Here is a 16,563-nt window from a genome sequence, read left to right as displayed (position 1 = left end):
CTCCGGTCCGGTCCGCTCCGGTCCCGGCCGGGGCCGGGGCCAGGACCGGAGCGCGGACGTAGACTGACGTGGTCGTGCGGGGGAATCGGCGGGCTCCCGGGAGGTCATCCATGCGCCAGCGGCACAGCTTCCGTCTCGACCGGGCCGGACACTCCGTCACGGTGAACGTGCGGGCCGGCTGGATCACCGAGACCGAGCTGCTGGTGGACGGCAAGGAGGTCGCCTTCCACCGCGTCCACGGGCACGGCGTCTACCCGCTCACCCTGGCCGTCCGCCTGCCCGAGGAGCCCCCGCGGCCGCTCGCCGTCCGGCTGGAACGCAGCGGCGTCCCCGGGAACCCGCTCACGTGCGTCCTGGAGGCCGGCGGCGCGGAGCACCCGATGCCGGAGCAGACGGAGCACTGAACGCCCGGGGCCGCCGCCGGGCGCGCGGTGCCGCGCCCGGCGGCCGCCGCCCACCGCCCACCGCCCGCGACCTCGGCGTCCGCCGGTCAGTCCCAGTACGGCGAGGTGAACGCGTCCACCTGGAGCCCGGACCGCCGGGCGGCCCCGACGGCGGCCTCGGCCGGGCCCGGCCCGCCGAGGTACATGTAGTAGTCGTACCCGAAGTGGGCGAAGAAGCCGTCCGGGCCGGACAGCCGGCACCAGACGAACTCCTCCCGGAGCATCGACCGCGCCAGCTCGACGGCGTCGTCGAGCGCGAGTTCGTCGCCCTCGCCCACCCGCCCCCACCAGGTGCTCTCGGGCTCGATCTCCAGCGCCGTCACCCGGACGGCCGAGACGCCGCAGGCCGCCGCGAACCCGCGGACCGCCGCGAGGTAGCGCTCCTCCGTCTCCGCGTAGGCCTCGGCCGTGAGCACCTCCCCGCCGAAGGACAGGCCGATGTCGGAGTGGCTCGTCCAGGCCGGACGCGCACCGGTCCGCTCCTCCTCGACGTACTTGACGACCCGGTACTGGACCAGCTCCTCCCGGCCCCCGTCCACCGGTGCCCCCGCCACCTCGGTCACGCCGGTCACGCCGGTCACGCGCGGACCGCCTTCGCGACGATCTCCTCGACGGCCGCCCGGGCGCGCTCCGCGTCCGCCGGGACGAGGCCGATCCTGGTCCGGCGGTGCAGCACGTCCTCGACGTCCAGCGCGCCCTCGTGCGTCACGGCGTACGCGATCTCGGCGCGGCACACGTCGATGCCGTCCACGACCGGGGCCGCGTACCCGGCGCCCAGCGCCTCACCCGCCGCGAGCACCTCGCGGGCCGCGCCGCCGTGGCGGGCGACCAGGGAGGCCGGCACCTCGCCCTCGGGGCAGGGGCGGCTGTCGCGGTGACCGGGTGCGCCGACCAGGGGCAGCCGGGTGGTCCAGCAGTCGCGGGCTGGCAGCTCGCGGAGCCGGACGGCGGTGTCCACGGCGTCCTCGGCCATCCGGCGGTAGGTGGTGAGCTTGCCGCCGACCACCGTGATCACCCCCTCCGGCGAATCCAGCACCGCGTGCTGCCGGGAGATGTCGGCGGTGGCACCGTCGCCGGTGTCGATCAACGGCCGCAGCCCGGCGAAGGCGCCGCGCACGTCGGCCCTGGTCAGGGCGGTCTCCAGGGCCGCGTTGACGGTGTCGAGGAGGAAGTCGAGCTCGGCGTCGGTGGGCTTGGGCTCGTCCGGGATCGGGCCGGGCGCGTCCTCGTCGGTGAGGCCGATCGCGACCCGGCCGAGCTGCTGGGGCAGCGCGAAGACGAACCGGCTGGTGGAGCCGGGAACGGGGACGGTGAGCGCGGCGGTGGGCCGGCCGAGCGCGGCGGCGTCGACCACCAGGTGGGTGCCCCGGCTGGGCCGCAGCCGGATCGACGGGTCCACCTCGCCGGCCCAGACGCCGGTGGCGTTGACGACGGCGCGGGCGGTGAGGGCGAACGACTGACCGGTGAGTTCGTCGGTGAGCCGGGCACCGCCACCCGTGACCTCGTCGGCGCGGACGCGGGTGAGCACGGACACCCCGTACTGCGCCGCCGTCCGGGCGAGGGCGACCACCAGCCTCGCGTCGTCGACGAGTTGGCCGTCATGGGCGACCAGCGCGCCGTTCAGGCCGGCCGACCGCAGGCCCGGCACCAGCCGGCGGGCGCGGTCGGCGCCCACCCGGCGGACCCGGGGCAGCAGCGCGCCCGGAGTGCGGGCGCTCAGCCGCAGGGCGTCACCCGCGACGAAGCCCGCACGGACCAGCGAGGCCTGCCCGGGGCGGAACAACCCGTCCAGCAGCGGCACGAGTTGGGGCAGCGAACGGACCAGGTGCGGGGCGGTGCGGGTCATCAGCACACCGCGTTCGAGCGCGCTCTCCCGGGCCACGCCGATCCGCCCGGAGGCGAGGTACCGGAGGCCGCCGTGGACGAGCTTCGAACTCCAGCGGCTGGTACCGAAGGCGAGGTCGCGGGATTCGACGAGCACGGTGCAGAGCCCGCGCGCGGCCGCGTCGAGGGCGACCCCGACACCGGTGACGCCGCCGCCGACGACCAGGAGGTCGACGACCGGCGCGGCGGCGAGCGCTTCGAGCTCCAACTCCCTCCGGCGGGCGGTGAGTCGGGTGGTCCCGGCGAAGGGTCCGGCGGTGGTGGTCATCTGCGGCCTCCGTGGCGGGTGGCGTTGCTGCGGGTCACCGGCCGCCGGTGGCGGGCAGCCGGGGCTGTGCGGGCGGCCGAGGTCGTGCGGACGGCCCCGGCCGAACGGGCGGCCGGCGGCGCGGGCGGCCGGGCGGCCCGACGGGCGTGGACGACGTGCAGCCGTTCGCGGCCGCTCACCGGCCCCCCGCGGTCGTTCACGGCGCGAGGTATCCGTCCAGGGCGCGGGCCAGCTCGCGCCGCCAGGCCGCCTCGGAGAGCAACTGGGCCACCATGCGGTGCGACTGGACGGTGGACTGGGCGATCAGCAGCACCATGGCGGCGAGTTCGACCGGTTCGCCGGCCCGGATCGAGCCGTGCTCCTGCCCCTGCGCGATACCGGCACGGAGCGCTTCGAGCAGTCCGCGCTGGCTGGTGCCCAGGCGCTCGACCACGTACTCGAAGAGCGTGTCGGAGTCGGCGGAGCGCAGCAGCGCCCCGAGCACCGGGTGGTCGCGCAGCCGGACGGCGACCTCGACCACGCCGTCGACGAACGCCGCCCGATCCACCCCGGCCAGTCGGACGGCACCCTGGGTGACCGCGATCTCGCGGGTGAGCAGCGCGCCGATCACCGCGCGGACGTCCGGCCAGCGCCGGTAGACGGTCGGCCGGCTGACCCCGGCGCGGCGCGCGATCTCCGCCAACTGGGTTCGGCCCACGCCGAGTTGGACGACCAGCTCGGCAGCGGCGTCGAGGATGGCGTCGTCGGTGCCGCGAGGCTCGGGCGACCGGTCGGGGTCCGCGTTACTACTTGACATGATGTGTAAAACTGTAACGCATGACCCCCGAGACGCAAGCGGCCCCGGCCCCCGCCGCGCTGCCGCTCCCCCCGATGAAGTGGGACGCCTGGGGCGACCCGGCCCTCGCCAAGGAGCTGTCCGCCGACGTCAAGGGCCTGCTCGCCGCCGCCCTCGGCGTCACCGGCGACGCCGCGCCCGGCCCGGACGCCTCGGACGTCGTCCTGCGACCGTCCGCCCTGTCCCCGGACGACCTCGCGGCCCTCGCCGCCGTCGTCGGCGAGGCGCACGTCAGCGCCGCCGACGCCGACCGCCTCCCCCGGGCCGGCGGCAAGTCCACCCCCGACCTGCTGCGCCGCCGCAGCCGCGAGCCGCAGGACGCACCCGACGCGGTCGTGCTGCCCGGCGGCGAGGACGAGATCGCCGCGCTGCTCGCGCTCTGCGCCGAACGCCGCATCGCCGTCGTCCCGTTCGGCGGCGGCACCAGCGTGGTCGGCGGACTCGACCCGGAGCGCGGCGGCCTCACCGCCGTCGTCTCGCTGGACCTGCGCCGCCTCGACCAGCTGCTCGACCTCGACGCGACCTCCGGCGAGGCCGTCCTCGGCGCGGGCGTCACCGGCCCGGCGGCGGAGGCACTGCTCGCCGACCACGGCTTCGAACTCGGCCACTACCCGCAGAGCTTCCGCTTCGCCACCATCGGCGGCTTCGCGGCCACCCGCTCCTCCGGCCAGGACTCCGCCGGGTACGGGCGGTTCGACGAGATGGTGCGCGGCCTGCGCGTCGTCACCCCGGCCGGCACCCTCGACCTCGGACGCGCCCCCGCCTCCGCCGCCGGGCCCGACCTGCGCGAACTGTTCCTCGGCTCGGAGGGCACCCTCGGCGTGATCACCGCCGTCCGGGTGCGCATCCACCCCGTCCCGGCCGCCAAGGCGTACGAGGCCTGGTCCTTCCCCGACTTCGCCACCGGCGCCGCCGCGCTGCGCGCCGTCGAGCAGCAGGGCACCGGCCCGACCGTCATCCGGCTCTCCGACGAGGCCGAGACCATGGTCAACCTCGCGATGACCGAGAAGATCGGCGGCGAACCGGCCGTCAGCGGCTGCCTCGCCGTCACCGTCTTCGAGGGCGCCGCCGACCAGGTCGCCGCCCGGCACGAGGCGACCCGCGCCGTACTGCTCGCCGCCGGAGGCACCTCCCTCGGCGAAGCCCCCGCCCGGGCCTGGGAGCACGGCCGGTTCAACGCCCCGTACCTGCGGGACTCGCTGCTGAGCGCGGGCGCGCTCTGCGAGACCCTCGAAACCGCCACCTCCTGGCGGCAGTTGGCCGACCTCCGACTCGCCGTCAGCACCGCGCTCACCGAGGCCCTCCCCGGCGCCCTCGTGCTCTGCCACATCTCGCACGTCTACCCGACCGGCGCCTCGCTCTACTTCACGGTCGTCGCCGCCCTCGGCGAGGAACCGCTGGAGCGCTGGGCCGCCGCCAAGCGCGCCGCCTGCGACGCCATCGTGACGACCGGCGGCACGATCACCCACCACCACGCGGTCGGCGCCGACCACCGCCCCTGGATGACCGACGAGGTCGGCGAGCTGGGCGTGCGCATCCTGCGCGCCGTCAAGGCCGAGCTGGACCCGGCGGGCATCCTCAACCCGGGCAAGCTGATCCCGTGAGCGGCCGGAGAACCATCGCCCGCGTCGTTCTCCTCACCAACCCCGCAGCGGCCGCCGGCCACGCCGAACCGGCGGCCCGCCGCGCCACCGCCCGCCTGCGCGACCTCGGCATCACCGTGGACGCCCGGGCGGGCGGCTCCGCCGCGGAGTCCCTCGAACTCGCCCGCGCCGCCGTCGCCTCCCCCACCCGCTGCGACGCGCTGGTCGTCGTGGGCGGCGACGGCATGATCAACCTCGGCATCCAGGCCGTCGCGGGCACGTCCGTACCGCTCGGCGTCGTCCCCGCCGGCACCGGCAACGACCACGCCCGTGCCTACGGCCTCCCCCGCGACAGCCCCGAGGCCGCCGCCGACGTCATCGCCGCCGGCCACGCCCGCACCGTCGACCTCGGCCGCGTCACCGCCGCCGACGGGAGCACCCGCTGGTTCGGCTCGGTGCTCGCCAGCGGCTTCGACTCGCTCGTCAGCGACCGCACCAACCGCCTCCGCTGGCCGCGCGGCCGGATGCGCTACAACCTCGCCATCGCCGTCGAGTTCGCCAACCTCCGGCCCCTCCCCTTCCACCTCACCCTCGCCGACGGCACCGAGATCGCCCGCGACCTCACCCTCGCCGCCGTCGGCAACACCAGCAGCTACGGCGGCGGGATGCTCATCTGCCCCGACGCCGACCCCGCCGACGGCCTCCTCGACCTCACCCTCGTCGACGCCATGCCGCGGCTCCGGATCGCCCGCTTCTTCCCCACCCTCTTCAAGGGCACCCACACCCGCCGCCCCGAGGTCACCACCCACCGCACCACCGCCGTCCGCATCGACTCCCCCGCCATCACCGCCTACGCCGACGGCGAGTTCATGGCCCCCCTCCCCATCCACGTCACAGTGGCCCCCGGCGCCCTGACCCTCCTCGCCCCGGCCTGACCTCCCGGATAGGCCACGGGGCCGTCCCGCCGATTCGGCGGGACGGCCCCTGATTGCACGGGAGGATCCCCGACGCCGGGGCCCTGACTCTTCTCCGCTACAAACCGCTCTCCGGAAGCGCCTCGAACGCCGCCACGGCGCTCTCCAACTCTGCTGCGAGTACCTCGCGGACCGCCTCCACACGCCGCCCGACCTCCGCGTTCGGCCCCTCCCCTCAGCGGCCTTCACGAAGCCCTCCCATGGCTCGAACGTACGCCGCGCATGCCTCGTCAGTACGTCGGCCAGAAGCGCGTGCTCCCGGAACCCCAGAAGCCATCCAGGTGACCGAGGATAAAAGAGCGCATGCTCGGTAACGAACTGGCCGACAAGTGCAGAGATCCGGTGCCCCAGAAATGCACAGGACAGCATCACAATGGCAAGGTTCGCCGGAGTCGACCCGTCGGTTTCTCAAAGCACCGCGGCCACATCCCAACGCTCCCGAGGCTCATCCAACCACTCCCACCCCCAGGCCGACCCATCGTCCCTCCTTCCATCACCCATACCGCGCGAACAGCCAGGCCTGCGCCTCTTGATCGTTCTCCGCAATCCCAGCCAGGCCACCCGCTCCCAGGACCTGCGCGTAATAGGTCACAAATGCTTGATTCTTCTCGTCGTAGGCTGGCCAAGCTCTCCGTTCTGACTTGGCCATCGCTGTCTCAGCAAAGGCCATAGCCGCCTGCGGATTGGGCAAGGCAATCCTCAGGTTGATCGTAAGGGAATGAAGGTCGGCTGACGTGAACTGAGCAACGCCGTTATCCGGATTCCCGAGGCTTCCGTACTGGTGAGCCCTGAGCACCTCGCCACCATCCCGAACGGCGATATGCGCCTGTTGCCTGCCGTCGGGATAGTAGCGACGTCACCGCCACTGTCTACTCCCACGCCCACCTCCACCCCCAACGCGATGCCATCGCCCTCCTCAACCAAGCTCTCCGCAGCCCCTCGGATACCGCCTCCAAAACCGGCAACGGCAACGATTCGGCCCTTCGTTCAGAACCTGCCCGCTAACGTTGCCGTCAAGCATCAGTGGCCCCGCCGGAAATGCACTCCGGCGGGGCCACTGATGCTTGACCTGCAGACGGTCAGATACTGAATCCCATGCGCCCCCAGAAACCCCTCGCGCACTTGATCAAATGCAACCAAGCCTCCAAATCACGAGGCATTCTGGGTTGCGCTATATGTCTAGCTCCGATCGGATTCCCAGCCAGGCTTCCACCTCAGCTCGGAGATCCTTATCGAGACAAGATGGGTCAATCCACCCCAGTGCAGAGAGAACCCGTTCAACATCTTGCAGCAAGGCGATACGAGGGTCACGCTGCCCCCAACTCTGGCAGGTCGCACCGACAGGCGCATAGAAATCTTCATCGGCATCCCGATAGCGCGATGCGCGCTCTCTGGCATAGCCAATGACCTCTTCGCGTGAAGCTGGCATGTTGCTCACAGCCCACCTAGCGGCACCTTCTGGCGTCAGCGTCCCAATCAGCCCAGGAATCCCGGAATCGGAACGCGTAGCGACAACGGCGAGTCGCAACTGCCAGTAGGCAACCAGGGAGGGTGACAGCTCTCCCCGCGCGCGCCCCGAAGCCAATAGCCGAGCGCCAACGCCGAGCAGATCACTCCTCTGATCCGCCGAGATGTTCCGCAAGCCACTCGCGTTCGACTCGATAGACTCCAGAATGCCCCACCACCACTGGGGTGATGCAGAAAAATCTGCATTCGCGTCAAGCCATGCGGAAAGTTCTCGATTGCGAAGCGATTGAATACTCCGAAGATCATCATTGGAAGTCGTCACGGAGCCATCCCACCGTAGTCCTTAATCGCATTCAATGGAACCCTGATCCCCTGCGCAGCAAATGCATCCACTCCCCTTTGAATGAAGACGCAAGCGCATTCCGGCTTCGGCGTATAATGGCCCGTCATGTTATCGAAGGAAGTGACTCGGCCGCCAATAAATGTGACCTGCCCGGCAGCCATCACTGACCCTCCGCCGAATGCGATTGTATGGTGGATGCCCGGCAAGTTCCGAACCATATTCAGATCGCCACCTTCACCCACGGTCCACAGGTAGCTGCCACTGCCTCCCGTAGATTGCGCAAATTCAGGCGTTCCGGCCGATATTTTGGTGACCCCTTCAAAATCAGCCGCCATTTGCTCGGACGGGAGATCATCCGCCTTACTGTTCTTTACGGGACCACAGTTGTGCACCAGCACCGGCGTCGAGCCCGCCAGCACATAGTACGTGTGGTGGTCGCTGACGGTGAGGTTGTGGACGCGTTGGTGGGCGGTGTGGGAGCGGATGGTGCTGATCTGGACCCAGGTGCCGGCGGAGGTCTCCAGCCACTGGCCGGGCTGGAGCTTGTCGGCGGTGAGCCACTCGCGGGTCTGGGGGAGCCAGAACGGGTGGCCGTCGGTGGCGGTGACGGTCTGGGACTCGGTGACGTCGACGGTGTAGTCGGCCGCGGCCTTGACCGCGTCGTCGGCGGGGTGGGTGAGCTGCGGGGTCCGCGTGGTGGTGGCGGGGTCGACGGTGATCTCGTAGAGGGTCTTGTCACCCTCGCCGGTGATGGTGGCGGTGACCTCCTCCGCCACGATCCGACCGGTCGCGGGGTCGGCGGCGAGAACCTGGTCTCCGACGGCGATCCGATCGATCGGCTTGTGCGTGCCGTCGGCCATCAGAACCGGGGCATCCGGGGTGAAGCTGTTGCACCCGGGAGCCGCACGGCCGCCTGCGTTGCTGCTGCCGCCCCTCGGCTTCGGAGTACTGGCAGCAGGCTTGGCCGCGCCTCCGCTCGACTTCCCGCCACCGCCGGAGGGCTTGCCACCTCCCCCGCTGGAGGTTTTGCCGCCGCCCGCCTTGCCCGCGCCCGGGGTCGGGCCGGCCTTGCCGCCGCCCGCGGCGGCGCGGGGCAGGGACGGGGAGGACGGGATGGATTTGGCGGCGCCCTTGGCGGCCTCGCTGCCGCGTTCGACGGCCTTGACCACGTCGGTGACGGTGTCGACGGCGTCGGCCACCTTGGAGGCGATGCGCGCCGCGGTCGCCGCGCTGCCGATCACCGGGACGACGGCGACCAGCGACATGGCCGCGTTCTTCCAGTCGCCCTCGGCCGCGTACCAGACGCCGTTGACGATGTCGCAGGCGTCGCCGATCACCGGGATCATGCCGGCCACGTCGAGGACGGTGTGGCCGACGTTGGAGATGGTGTTGTAGTTCTCCTTGACCACGTCGACGGTCTTGCTGACCGCCTCCTTGGCCTTCTTCACCAGCTTCGAGCCCCACCACAGACCGCTCGGGTCCGAGAAGGTCAACGGGCTGTTGTTGGCGTACAGGTAGCCCTGGAGCTGCTGCGGGTCGCTCGCGTCGATGACCGGGTCGACCGAGAGGAAGCGTCCGAGCTTCGGGTCGTACTCCCGGGCTCCCAGGTGGGTCAGGCCGGTGGCCTTGTCCTGGGTGCCGCCGACGAAGCCCTTCTCCCCCTGCCACGCACCCGGCCACGGCTGGGCGCCGCGCTCCTCACCGAAGGGCTTGAACGCCCGGCGGGTCACGCTCCTGCACCGCTCTCCCGGCGGGTGCGAGCTGCAGCTCCTACGCCACCGACTGGAGCCGCGTCAGGCGGATCCTGGCCATCGGTGACGTCGACACGGCCGGAATCCCCGACCCCACTCCCACTGCGGACAAGCGTCGCTACGACCTCATCACGGAGGAGGACGACGGCACGGGTCGCGTCCAGCTCTGGCTCTTCCACGGCACCGGCGCCACCGGAACTCTGAGCGACCCCACACTCATCAGCACCGCCGACTGGGCGAACCTGAGCCTGATCGCCCCGGGTGACACCTCCGGCGACGGCCTGGTCGACCTCTGGGCGCGGGACGTGAACACCGGCGACGTCTTCCAGTACAAGAGCCGCAAACTCCCCAACGGCGCAGCCGACTTCACCGCTCTCGGCGACGAGGGCGCGCGTGAGCGGATCGCCACCGGGCTGTCCGAGCCGCAGTATCCGGTCCTCACCTCCTCCGGCGACTTCAGCGGCGACGGGATCGCCGACCTCTGGTCACGGGACGCGAGCGGAGCGCTGAACGTGTGGAACGGCGTCACCGGCGACGGCAGCGCGTCCACCCCCGTCTCCGGCGTGCTCAGCCCGGCGGCCCTCGGCTACCCCGGCGGCAGCCTCAGCATCCACACGGGCACCGTCTCCTGGAAGTGCCTGGACGCCAACGGCAGCGCCGAGGGCTCCCAGGTCCAGGTCTATCCCTGCTGGAACGCTGACAACCAGCATTTCAACTTCCGCACCGACGGCACGCTCCGCACGCTCGACCAGTGTGTGACCGCCGACGGCACGTGGGAGGGCAGCCCGGTCAGCATCCGCAGCTGCGCCCCCGGTAGCGACGCGCAGAAGTGGACGCTCCGTCCGGACGGGAGCATCTACAACGCGCAAGCCGGCCGCTGTCTGGACGACCCGACGGCCGGCGCCGGCAACGGCGTCCAGCTGGCCGTCTTCACCTGCCACGGCTTCTCCAACCAGCAGTGGAAGACCACCGTCAACGCCCCGGTCAACCTCCATGCCGGTTCCGATCTCGGCAAGTGCGCCGATGCCATCGGCAGCGGCGACGGCGCTCCTGTCAAGCTGTACAACTGCTGGAACGGTATCAATCAGCGCTTCGAGTTCCGCACCGACAACACCGTGCGGGTCTACGGCAAGTGCCTCACCGTCGAGGGTGGTTGGAACGGCGCTCCGGTCTCCCTACGGTCCTGCTCGCCGGGTGACGGCAGCCAGCAGTGGACGTTCCGCGGCGACGGGACGCTGCTGAACACCGGCTCCGGCCGGTGCCTCGACGACCCGGTCGCCGGCGCCCAGAACGGGGTGCAGCTGGACGTCTACGACTGCCACTCGTACAGCAACCAGAGGTGGTGGACGACGGTCTGACCTCGGACAGCACACCACAGGGCCCGCCCCGCCGCTCGGCGGGACGGGCCCTGATGCGCAGGAGCCGGGGCGGATCACCCGTGCAGGCTGTCGAGGGCCTTTCGGAGGCGGGTGGCGCGGGTGGCGGAGGTTCGTGCCTTGAGCAGCGGGAGGATCAGGAGGTAGCGGGCGGTGCGGTCGAGCGCCTCGAAGCGGGCGGCGGCGGACGGGTCGGCGGACAGGGCCTCGGCGAGATCGGGCGGGACGGTGGTGGTGCTCTGCGGGGTGTAGGCGGCGGCCCAGCGGCCGTCGGCGCGGGCCGCCGCGATCTCGGCCTCGCCGGGCGGGCGCATCCGGCCGGCGGCGGTCAGTTCCTCCGCCCGGTCGGCGTTCACCAGGGACCAGGGGCTGCCCCTGCGTCGGCGCGAGTAGCGCTGGAGGAAGCAGTGCTCGTCGAAGGCCTTGCGGTGGCTGTCGATCCAGCCGTAGCAGAGCGCGACGTCCCGGGCCTCGTCGATCGTGACGGCGGTGGCGGTCGATCCCTTCCTGGCGATCTTCAGCCAGGCCCCGCCCTCGTCCCCGTGATGTTCGGCCAGCCACGACTCCCAGGCGGCGGCGTCCTTGAAGTGCAGCACCGGAGGAGGTGTGGAAGGTGGAGGGGGCGTGGGGCCAGGGGTTCTGGGGTCGGTCGGCTTCATCGGTTCGGCGCCTCCGGGTGGCTGCGGGTATTCCCCCTCACCCTGCCACCCTGCCGTGCCCGGTGGAGGACTGCGCCGCCGAGGGCAGGGCGCGGGGCGGACGGGCCCCGCCCCGGCCGGCCGTCAGGCTGAGGGGCGGGGGGAGGGGAGGGAGCCCGCCAGCAGGGGCCACTCGCGGTGGAACGCCGGCAGCGGGAGCCTGCCCTCGATCAGCGGCGTACCGAAGATCTTCAGGTGGGCGAGCAGTGCGCCGTTGAGGTCGATGCCGCCCGACAGGGCCCAGCTGCCCTGCAGTTGCGGGCTGCCGCCGGGGACGTCGACGGCGAGGGAGCCGTCGGCGCGGGCCCGGAGGTACGGGGCGACGGTGGCCTCGACGCCCACGGCGTCGTAGAGGCCGACGCTGACCTCGGCGCCGAGGGCGGCACGGACCTCCGCCTTGCCGCTCAGGCGGAGGCGGACCGGGGAGACCTTGGTGTCGGCGGCGTCGGTGGCGGAGGTCCAGCCCCGGCCGCCGGTGTAGTCGGCGTGCACGGCCCAGGTGCCGGTGGCCTCCTGCTCGGCCTCGACGTGGATCGAACCGTCGGCGCCGACCTCCAGGTAGCAGGTGAGGCCGAGGTTGACGACCACGGGGAGGCCGGCGACGGTCAGGACCGGGCTGGCCTGGAGCTTGGCGAAGGGGATCCGGACGGGCGTCGCGGTGCCGCGGGCGAAGTCGCCCGTGACCTTCCAGTGGGCGCGGGCTCCGAGGTCGAAGCCGATGGAGGCGGTGCGCGGGGTGCCGACGCCGGCGCCGTGGTAGGCGAAGTGGACGGCCGGGTGGAGGGTGAGCGAGCCGGACGCGTCGGCGGTGGCGCCCGCGGGGAGCGGGATGGGCGCCTTGACGTCGACCTCAAGGGTGCCGGAGGCGTCGGCCTTGGTGGTGCCGTTCTCCCGGGCGACGGTCGCCTTGACGTCCTTGACCAGCGGGGTGACCTTGATGGCCTGCGGGTCGACGGCCACCTTGCCGTCCGCCTCGGCGCCGCCGAGCAGTTCGGGGAGGGTGGCCGGCCGGGTGGCGAGGGCGAGGGTGTTGCCGGCGGCCGGGTGCACGGCGGTGACGGCGACCAGCGCGCCCTGCGGGGCGGCGGCGGTCGGCGGGCTGGCTATGAGCTGGCCGGGCCGGACCTCCGGCGTCGCGGCGGGGGCGGCCGAGGGGGCGGCCGAGGGGGCGCCGGACGAGGCAGTGGAGGGGGCCGCCGAGGGGGTGACCGGAGCAGCGGTCGAGGGAGCCGCGGCGGACAGGACGGCGGTCCCGGCGGCCGGGTCGTAGGCGGCGAGCCGCAGGCCGGTGGCCGCCGCCGGGGTGGCGGCGGCGCCGTCGGCGGCCGGCGTGCCGATGGCGACCGTCTGCGCGTCGGACGGGGCGGCCGTCACCGGCAGCGGGCTCGCGGCCGGGGCGGCGGGCGGGACGGACTGCGGGGCGGACGACCCGCCGGACGACCCGCCGGACGGCGCCGCGGACGGCGCGGCCCCCTTGGACTGCGGCGCACCGGACGGCCGGGCGGCAGCGGTGCCCGTCGCGGGAGCGTGCGCGACCGGCGCGGACGGCGCGGCGGTCGCGGCGGCAGTCGCCGCGGCGGGGGCGGCGCCGGCCGCGTCCACGGCGACCGAAACGGCCCGTGGCGCGTCCGACGTGGGCCCGCACGCGGCGACGCCGAGCAGGAGGAGGGAGACGAGGGCAGGCCGGACGGCCGTGCCGAGGGGACTCTTCACCAGGGCTCTTTCAGCGCGGGCGGCGGACAGGTGCGCGCGGCCGCCCGGGGACGAGGGTGGGTGTGGATGGGTGCGGAGAAGCGCGCGGATCGCACGGCCGCGCGGACCGCTCATGTTACTGACGGGAAACAAGCTTGTCGAAGACATGCCGATGGGTGAACGCGCAACCAAATCCCGTCAGAGCCAGTACCTCCAGGGATCGTTGGCGCACGTCCCGGATCGGACCCCCCGCCTTCGACGGGGGTCCGGTCACGCGCAATCCACCGTCCGGCGGGGGTGGCGACCCGCCGGGTGACGGCCCGTCCGGCATTCCCCGGCGGGAATTGTCGGCCGCCGCGCGCGACCGCAGGATGGATCACGACCGACGGGGAACACGGACACGGAGGAGACCTCATGACGACGGCACAGGACATCGCGGACCGCTACACCGCACTCTGGACGGAGCCCGACCCGGCCCGCCGGCGGGCGGCGATCGAGGGACTCTGGGCAGCGGACGGCGTGCACCTGCTCCAGCCGCCGGAGGAGCTCCGCAAGCAGGCGGCCAGGTTGGGCTTCGGCGAGACCGCGCTGGAGGCGCGCGGGCACGACGCGCTGGAGCAGCGGGTGACGCAGGCGTACGAGGAGTTCGTGGCGGGCGGGGAGTACACGTTCCGGGGCACGGGGGAGGCGGTCCGGCTCCGGGACGCCGTCAAGCTGACCTGGGAGATGGTGGCGGTCGCCAGCGGGGAGGTGCTCGGGGGCGGGGTGGATGTGCTCGTCCTGGACGGCAACGGGCTGATCGTGACGGACTACCAGTTCCCGGCCTGAGCCGGACGGCGGGCGCCCGCACTGCGGTCCGGACGCCCGCCGGAACGCCCGCCGGAACGCGCACCGCCGCTCCCGCCGGTACGCGCACCGTAGGCGCGCAGGGCGGCCGAGGTCGGCTCGTCGACCGGCAGGAAGGCCTCCAGTCTCAGCTCGGCGAGCGTGACGTCGACCGCGGTGGCGAAGGTGGTGATCGTCGTCATCAGGTGCAGTTCCCCCTCCGAGGTGCGCAGGTGGAGGGGGACGGCGAAGCCCAGGTGGTCGGCCTGCGGCTCCTCCGACGCCGGTACGTAGCCGAGCAGTTCGGCGTGGAGCTCCCCCAGGTGGGTGGTCCGGTCGAGGATGTGCCGGGCCCAGGTGCCGAAGTTGAGGACCCGCGGGGCCAGGCCGTCCGGGTGGAGGGCCAGCCGGTAGGCGTTGGTCCCGGGGCCGACCAGCTCGGCGGCGGCGCCCTCGGTCAGCAGCCCGAGGGCCTCGTTGGCGGCGACGAAGCCGCCCGAACGGTCCACGACCAGTGCGGGGTACGGGAGATGGCCGTCCAGGATGTGGCCGAGGGCGGCCCGGACGGGCGCCAGCTCGGGACCGTCGAGCGGGTGCTCGGCGTACACGGGGGCGTAACCGGCGGACAGCAGGAGCTCGTTGCGTTCGCGGAGCGGCAGGTCGAGGGACTCCGCGAGTCTGACCACCATGGCGCGCCCCGGCACCGAGCGCCCGGATTCGATGAAGCTGAGGTGGCGCTGGGTGGTCCCGGCGCGGGTGGCGAGTTCGAGCTGGCTGAGGCGGCGTCGGGTGCGGCGCTCGCGCAGGGTCCGGGGGAAGTCCACGGGAGCCATTTGTACACGGGGCCGGGTCACGGCCCGAGCCCGGCCCCGGCCGGGGCCCGGAGGCCGGGGGCTGGGAGCCGGGGCGGGGCCGCCTCGACCGGTACTAACGCCTGATTCGGAGTCAGATGCCTTTCTGGGCCGTCACTGTGCCTTCCTCGATCGCGGCCAGCAGTGCGGCGTGGTCGGCGATGGTCTGGTCGGCGTACTGGACGGCGAAGTCGGCCACCGCCTCCGGGAAGGTGTCGGCGCTGCCCAGGTAGCCGGCGACGGCGAGACGGTCGCCGGAACGGGCGTGGGCGCGGGCCAGGGTCCGACCGCAGAGGTCGGCGTAGGCGCGCAGGTCGGAGGGGGCCATGTCGGCGACGTCGGCGGAACCCTTCATGTCGCGCAGCTGGCGGCCGTAGAAGTGGCGGCCGGCCGGGCCGGTCGTCCAGCCGAGGAAGATGTCGCTGGCGGCCTGCATCAGGTGCTGGCCGGTGACGACGCGGCGGCCGCCGTGGGCGACCGGTGCCTCGGAGAGCGGGCGGCCCTCGGGCGGGCTGTCGGGCAGGTAGTCCTCCAGTACGGACTGCCCGGCCTCCTTGATCTGGAGGAAGAGGGGGTCGCGCTCGTCCCGGCCCTCCAGCAGGAGGATGAAGCAGCGGGTGCCGACACTGCCGACGCCGACCACCTTGCGGGCGACGTCGACCAGTTGGAAGCGGTCGAGCAGGACCCGGCGGTCCTCGGCGAGCGTGGCGCGGTAGTCGCTGTAGATCTTGCCGACCCGGCGCAGCTCGTCGCGCGGCAGCGGTTCGATCAGCGGCGGGTCGCTGATGATGCGGCGCCTGCCGTCCTCGCCCCGCTCGGTGAGCTTGCCGAAGGCCTGCATGCTGGTTCGCCTGCGGGCCTTGTCGAGGCCGGCCTCGACCTGCCGGCGGCGGCGGCCGCCCTTGCGGATCATCGCCGGGAGGTCGGCGGTGTCGATCCGGGCGTACCAGACGTCGAGTTCGCCCATCTCGGCCAGGCGCCGCATGGCGACGGCGTAGCCGTTGGCGGCGGCGAGCGCGGCGCGGTGGACGCGGTCCTCGTCGTGGCCGTTGTCGCGGGCGGCGACGGCGACGCTGGCGGCGAGCCGTTTGACGTCCCACTCGAAGGGGCCGGGATAGGTCTCGTCGAAGTCGTTGACGTCGAAGAGCAGTGCGCGTTCCGGCGAGGCGTACACGCCGAAGTTCAGCAGGTGGGCGTCGCCGCAGAGCTGGACGGTCAGGCCGGTGTCGGGGACGGCGGCGAGGTCTGCGGTCATGACGACGGCGGATCCGCGCAGGAACGCGAACGCGGAGTCGGACATCCGGCCGTAGCGGATCGGGCGGAGGTCGGCGAGCCGGTCCTCGCCCTGCTGTTCCAGGAGGCGGATCGGGTCCGGGCGGTCGGCGGCGGGGATCCAGCGGCCGTGGGCCGAGCGGGAGGCCCGGCTGCGGGCGGCCCGGCCGCGCCGGCGGCGTTCGGCGGGACTGGTCATGCGCGGCTCCTCGCTGGTGCGGCCCGGACCGCTCCCCCGGCCGGGTACCCCCTCCCCCGCGACGCTAGGTCAAGCGTCGCGGGGCGGCACGTCGGGGCGCGG

At 72.9% G+C, this 16,563-nt stretch carries 14 protein-coding genes; 5 read left to right on the top strand and 9 right to left on the bottom strand.

Going from position 1 to position 16,563, the window contains the following annotated elements; all coding sequences use genetic code 11:
• Positions 1 to 110: 110 nt before the first annotated feature.
• Positions 111 to 404 (top strand): hypothetical protein, encoded by a 294-nt coding sequence (locus AC067J_RS27960; protein WP_478303737.1) that lies wholly within the window; start codon positions 111 to 113, stop codon positions 402 to 404.
• A gap of 86 nt (positions 405 to 490) precedes the next feature.
• On the opposite strand, the gene AC067J_RS27955 is transcribed toward AC067J_RS27960, so the two are convergent.
• The 3 genes from AC067J_RS27955 to AC067J_RS27945 all read right to left on the bottom strand — a co-directional run bounded on the left by AC067J_RS27955 (position 491) and on the right by AC067J_RS27945 (position 3,391).
• A complete protein-coding gene (locus AC067J_RS27955; protein ID WP_478303735.1) occupies positions 491 to 1,024 on the bottom strand; it encodes a hypothetical protein in 534 nt (177 codons plus the stop codon).
• Positions 1,021 to 2,595, bottom strand: a complete 1,575-nt coding sequence (locus tag AC067J_RS27950) for a glycerol-3-phosphate dehydrogenase/oxidase (RefSeq protein ID WP_478303734.1) — start codon at positions 2,593 to 2,595, stop codon at positions 1,021 to 1,023. The genes AC067J_RS27955 and AC067J_RS27950 overlap by 4 nt, the downstream gene beginning before the upstream one ends.
• 196 nt (positions 2,596 to 2,791) lie before the next feature.
• Positions 2,792 to 3,391, bottom strand: a complete 600-nt coding sequence (locus AC067J_RS27945) for a TetR/AcrR family transcriptional regulator (protein WP_478303733.1) — start codon at positions 3,389 to 3,391, stop codon at positions 2,792 to 2,794.
• Between the two features lie 20 nt (positions 3,392 to 3,411).
• On the opposite strand from AC067J_RS27945, the gene AC067J_RS27940 reads away from it, so the two are divergent.
• Both AC067J_RS27940 and AC067J_RS27935 read left to right on the top strand, forming a co-directional pair.
• Positions 3,412 to 5,034, top strand: a complete 1,623-nt coding sequence (locus AC067J_RS27940; protein WP_478303731.1) for an FAD-binding oxidoreductase — start codon at positions 3,412 to 3,414, stop codon at positions 5,032 to 5,034.
• Entirely contained in the window at positions 5,031 to 5,948 is a 918-nt protein-coding gene (locus AC067J_RS27935; protein WP_478303729.1) for a diacylglycerol kinase, read from the top strand. The genes AC067J_RS27940 and AC067J_RS27935 overlap by 4 nt, the downstream gene beginning before the upstream one ends.
• Positions 5,949 to 6,480: 532 nt before the next feature.
• Here AC067J_RS27935 and AC067J_RS27930 read toward each other — a convergent pair.
• Together AC067J_RS27930 and AC067J_RS27925 are read right to left on the bottom strand one after the other, a co-directional pair.
• On the bottom strand, positions 6,481 to 6,783 hold the full coding sequence (locus AC067J_RS27930) for a hypothetical protein (protein WP_478303727.1): 303 nt from the start codon (positions 6,781 to 6,783) through the stop codon (positions 6,481 to 6,483).
• 989 nt (positions 6,784 to 7,772) lie between these two features.
• Positions 7,773 to 9,527: an RHS repeat-associated core domain-containing protein gene (locus tag AC067J_RS27925; RefSeq protein ID WP_478303725.1), complete on the bottom strand. Its 1,755-nt coding sequence runs from the start codon at positions 9,525 to 9,527 to the stop codon at positions 7,773 to 7,775.
• 326 nt (positions 9,528 to 9,853) lie between these two features.
• Here AC067J_RS27925 and AC067J_RS27920 point away from each other — a divergent pair, with 326 nt between their 5' ends.
• The gene (locus tag AC067J_RS27920; protein WP_478303723.1) at positions 9,854 to 10,906 is read left to right on the top strand and encodes a ricin-type beta-trefoil lectin domain protein; all 1,053 of its coding nucleotides are present in this window, start codon (positions 9,854 to 9,856) and stop codon (positions 10,904 to 10,906) included.
• 74 nt (positions 10,907 to 10,980) lie between these two features.
• On the opposite strand, the gene AC067J_RS27915 is transcribed toward AC067J_RS27920, so the two are convergent.
• Both AC067J_RS27915 and AC067J_RS27910 read right to left on the bottom strand, forming a co-directional pair.
• Positions 10,981 to 11,520: a YdeI/OmpD-associated family protein gene (locus AC067J_RS27915; protein WP_478303721.1), complete on the bottom strand. Its 540-nt coding sequence runs from the start codon at positions 11,518 to 11,520 to the stop codon at positions 10,981 to 10,983.
• Between the two features lie 186 nt (positions 11,521 to 11,706).
• Positions 11,707 to 13,335: a hypothetical protein gene (locus tag AC067J_RS27910; protein ID WP_478303719.1), complete on the bottom strand. Its 1,629-nt coding sequence runs from the start codon at positions 13,333 to 13,335 to the stop codon at positions 11,707 to 11,709.
• Between the two features lie 393 nt (positions 13,336 to 13,728).
• On the opposite strand from AC067J_RS27910, the gene AC067J_RS27905 reads away from it, so the two are divergent.
• Entirely contained in the window at positions 13,729 to 14,142 is a 414-nt protein-coding gene (locus AC067J_RS27905) for a hypothetical protein (protein WP_478303717.1), read from the top strand.
• On the opposite strand, the gene AC067J_RS27900 is transcribed toward AC067J_RS27905, so the two are convergent.
• Positions 14,124 to 14,963, bottom strand: a complete 840-nt coding sequence (locus AC067J_RS27900) for a helix-turn-helix domain-containing protein (protein ID WP_478303715.1) — start codon at positions 14,961 to 14,963, stop codon at positions 14,124 to 14,126. The two genes, AC067J_RS27905 and AC067J_RS27900, sit on opposite strands and share 19 nt — an antisense overlap.
• Positions 14,964 to 15,084: 121 nt before the next feature.
• On the bottom strand, positions 15,085 to 16,461 hold the full coding sequence (locus AC067J_RS27895; protein ID WP_478303713.1) for a DUF2252 domain-containing protein: 1,377 nt from the start codon (positions 16,459 to 16,461) through the stop codon (positions 15,085 to 15,087).
• Between the last annotated feature and the right edge of the window lie 102 nt (positions 16,462 to 16,563).

It is taken from the genome of Kitasatospora sp. NPDC042419 (assembly GCF_056437345.1).
The sequence above is the reverse complement of the archived record's forward strand: the minus strand, read 5'-3'. Positions and strand labels throughout refer to the sequence as shown.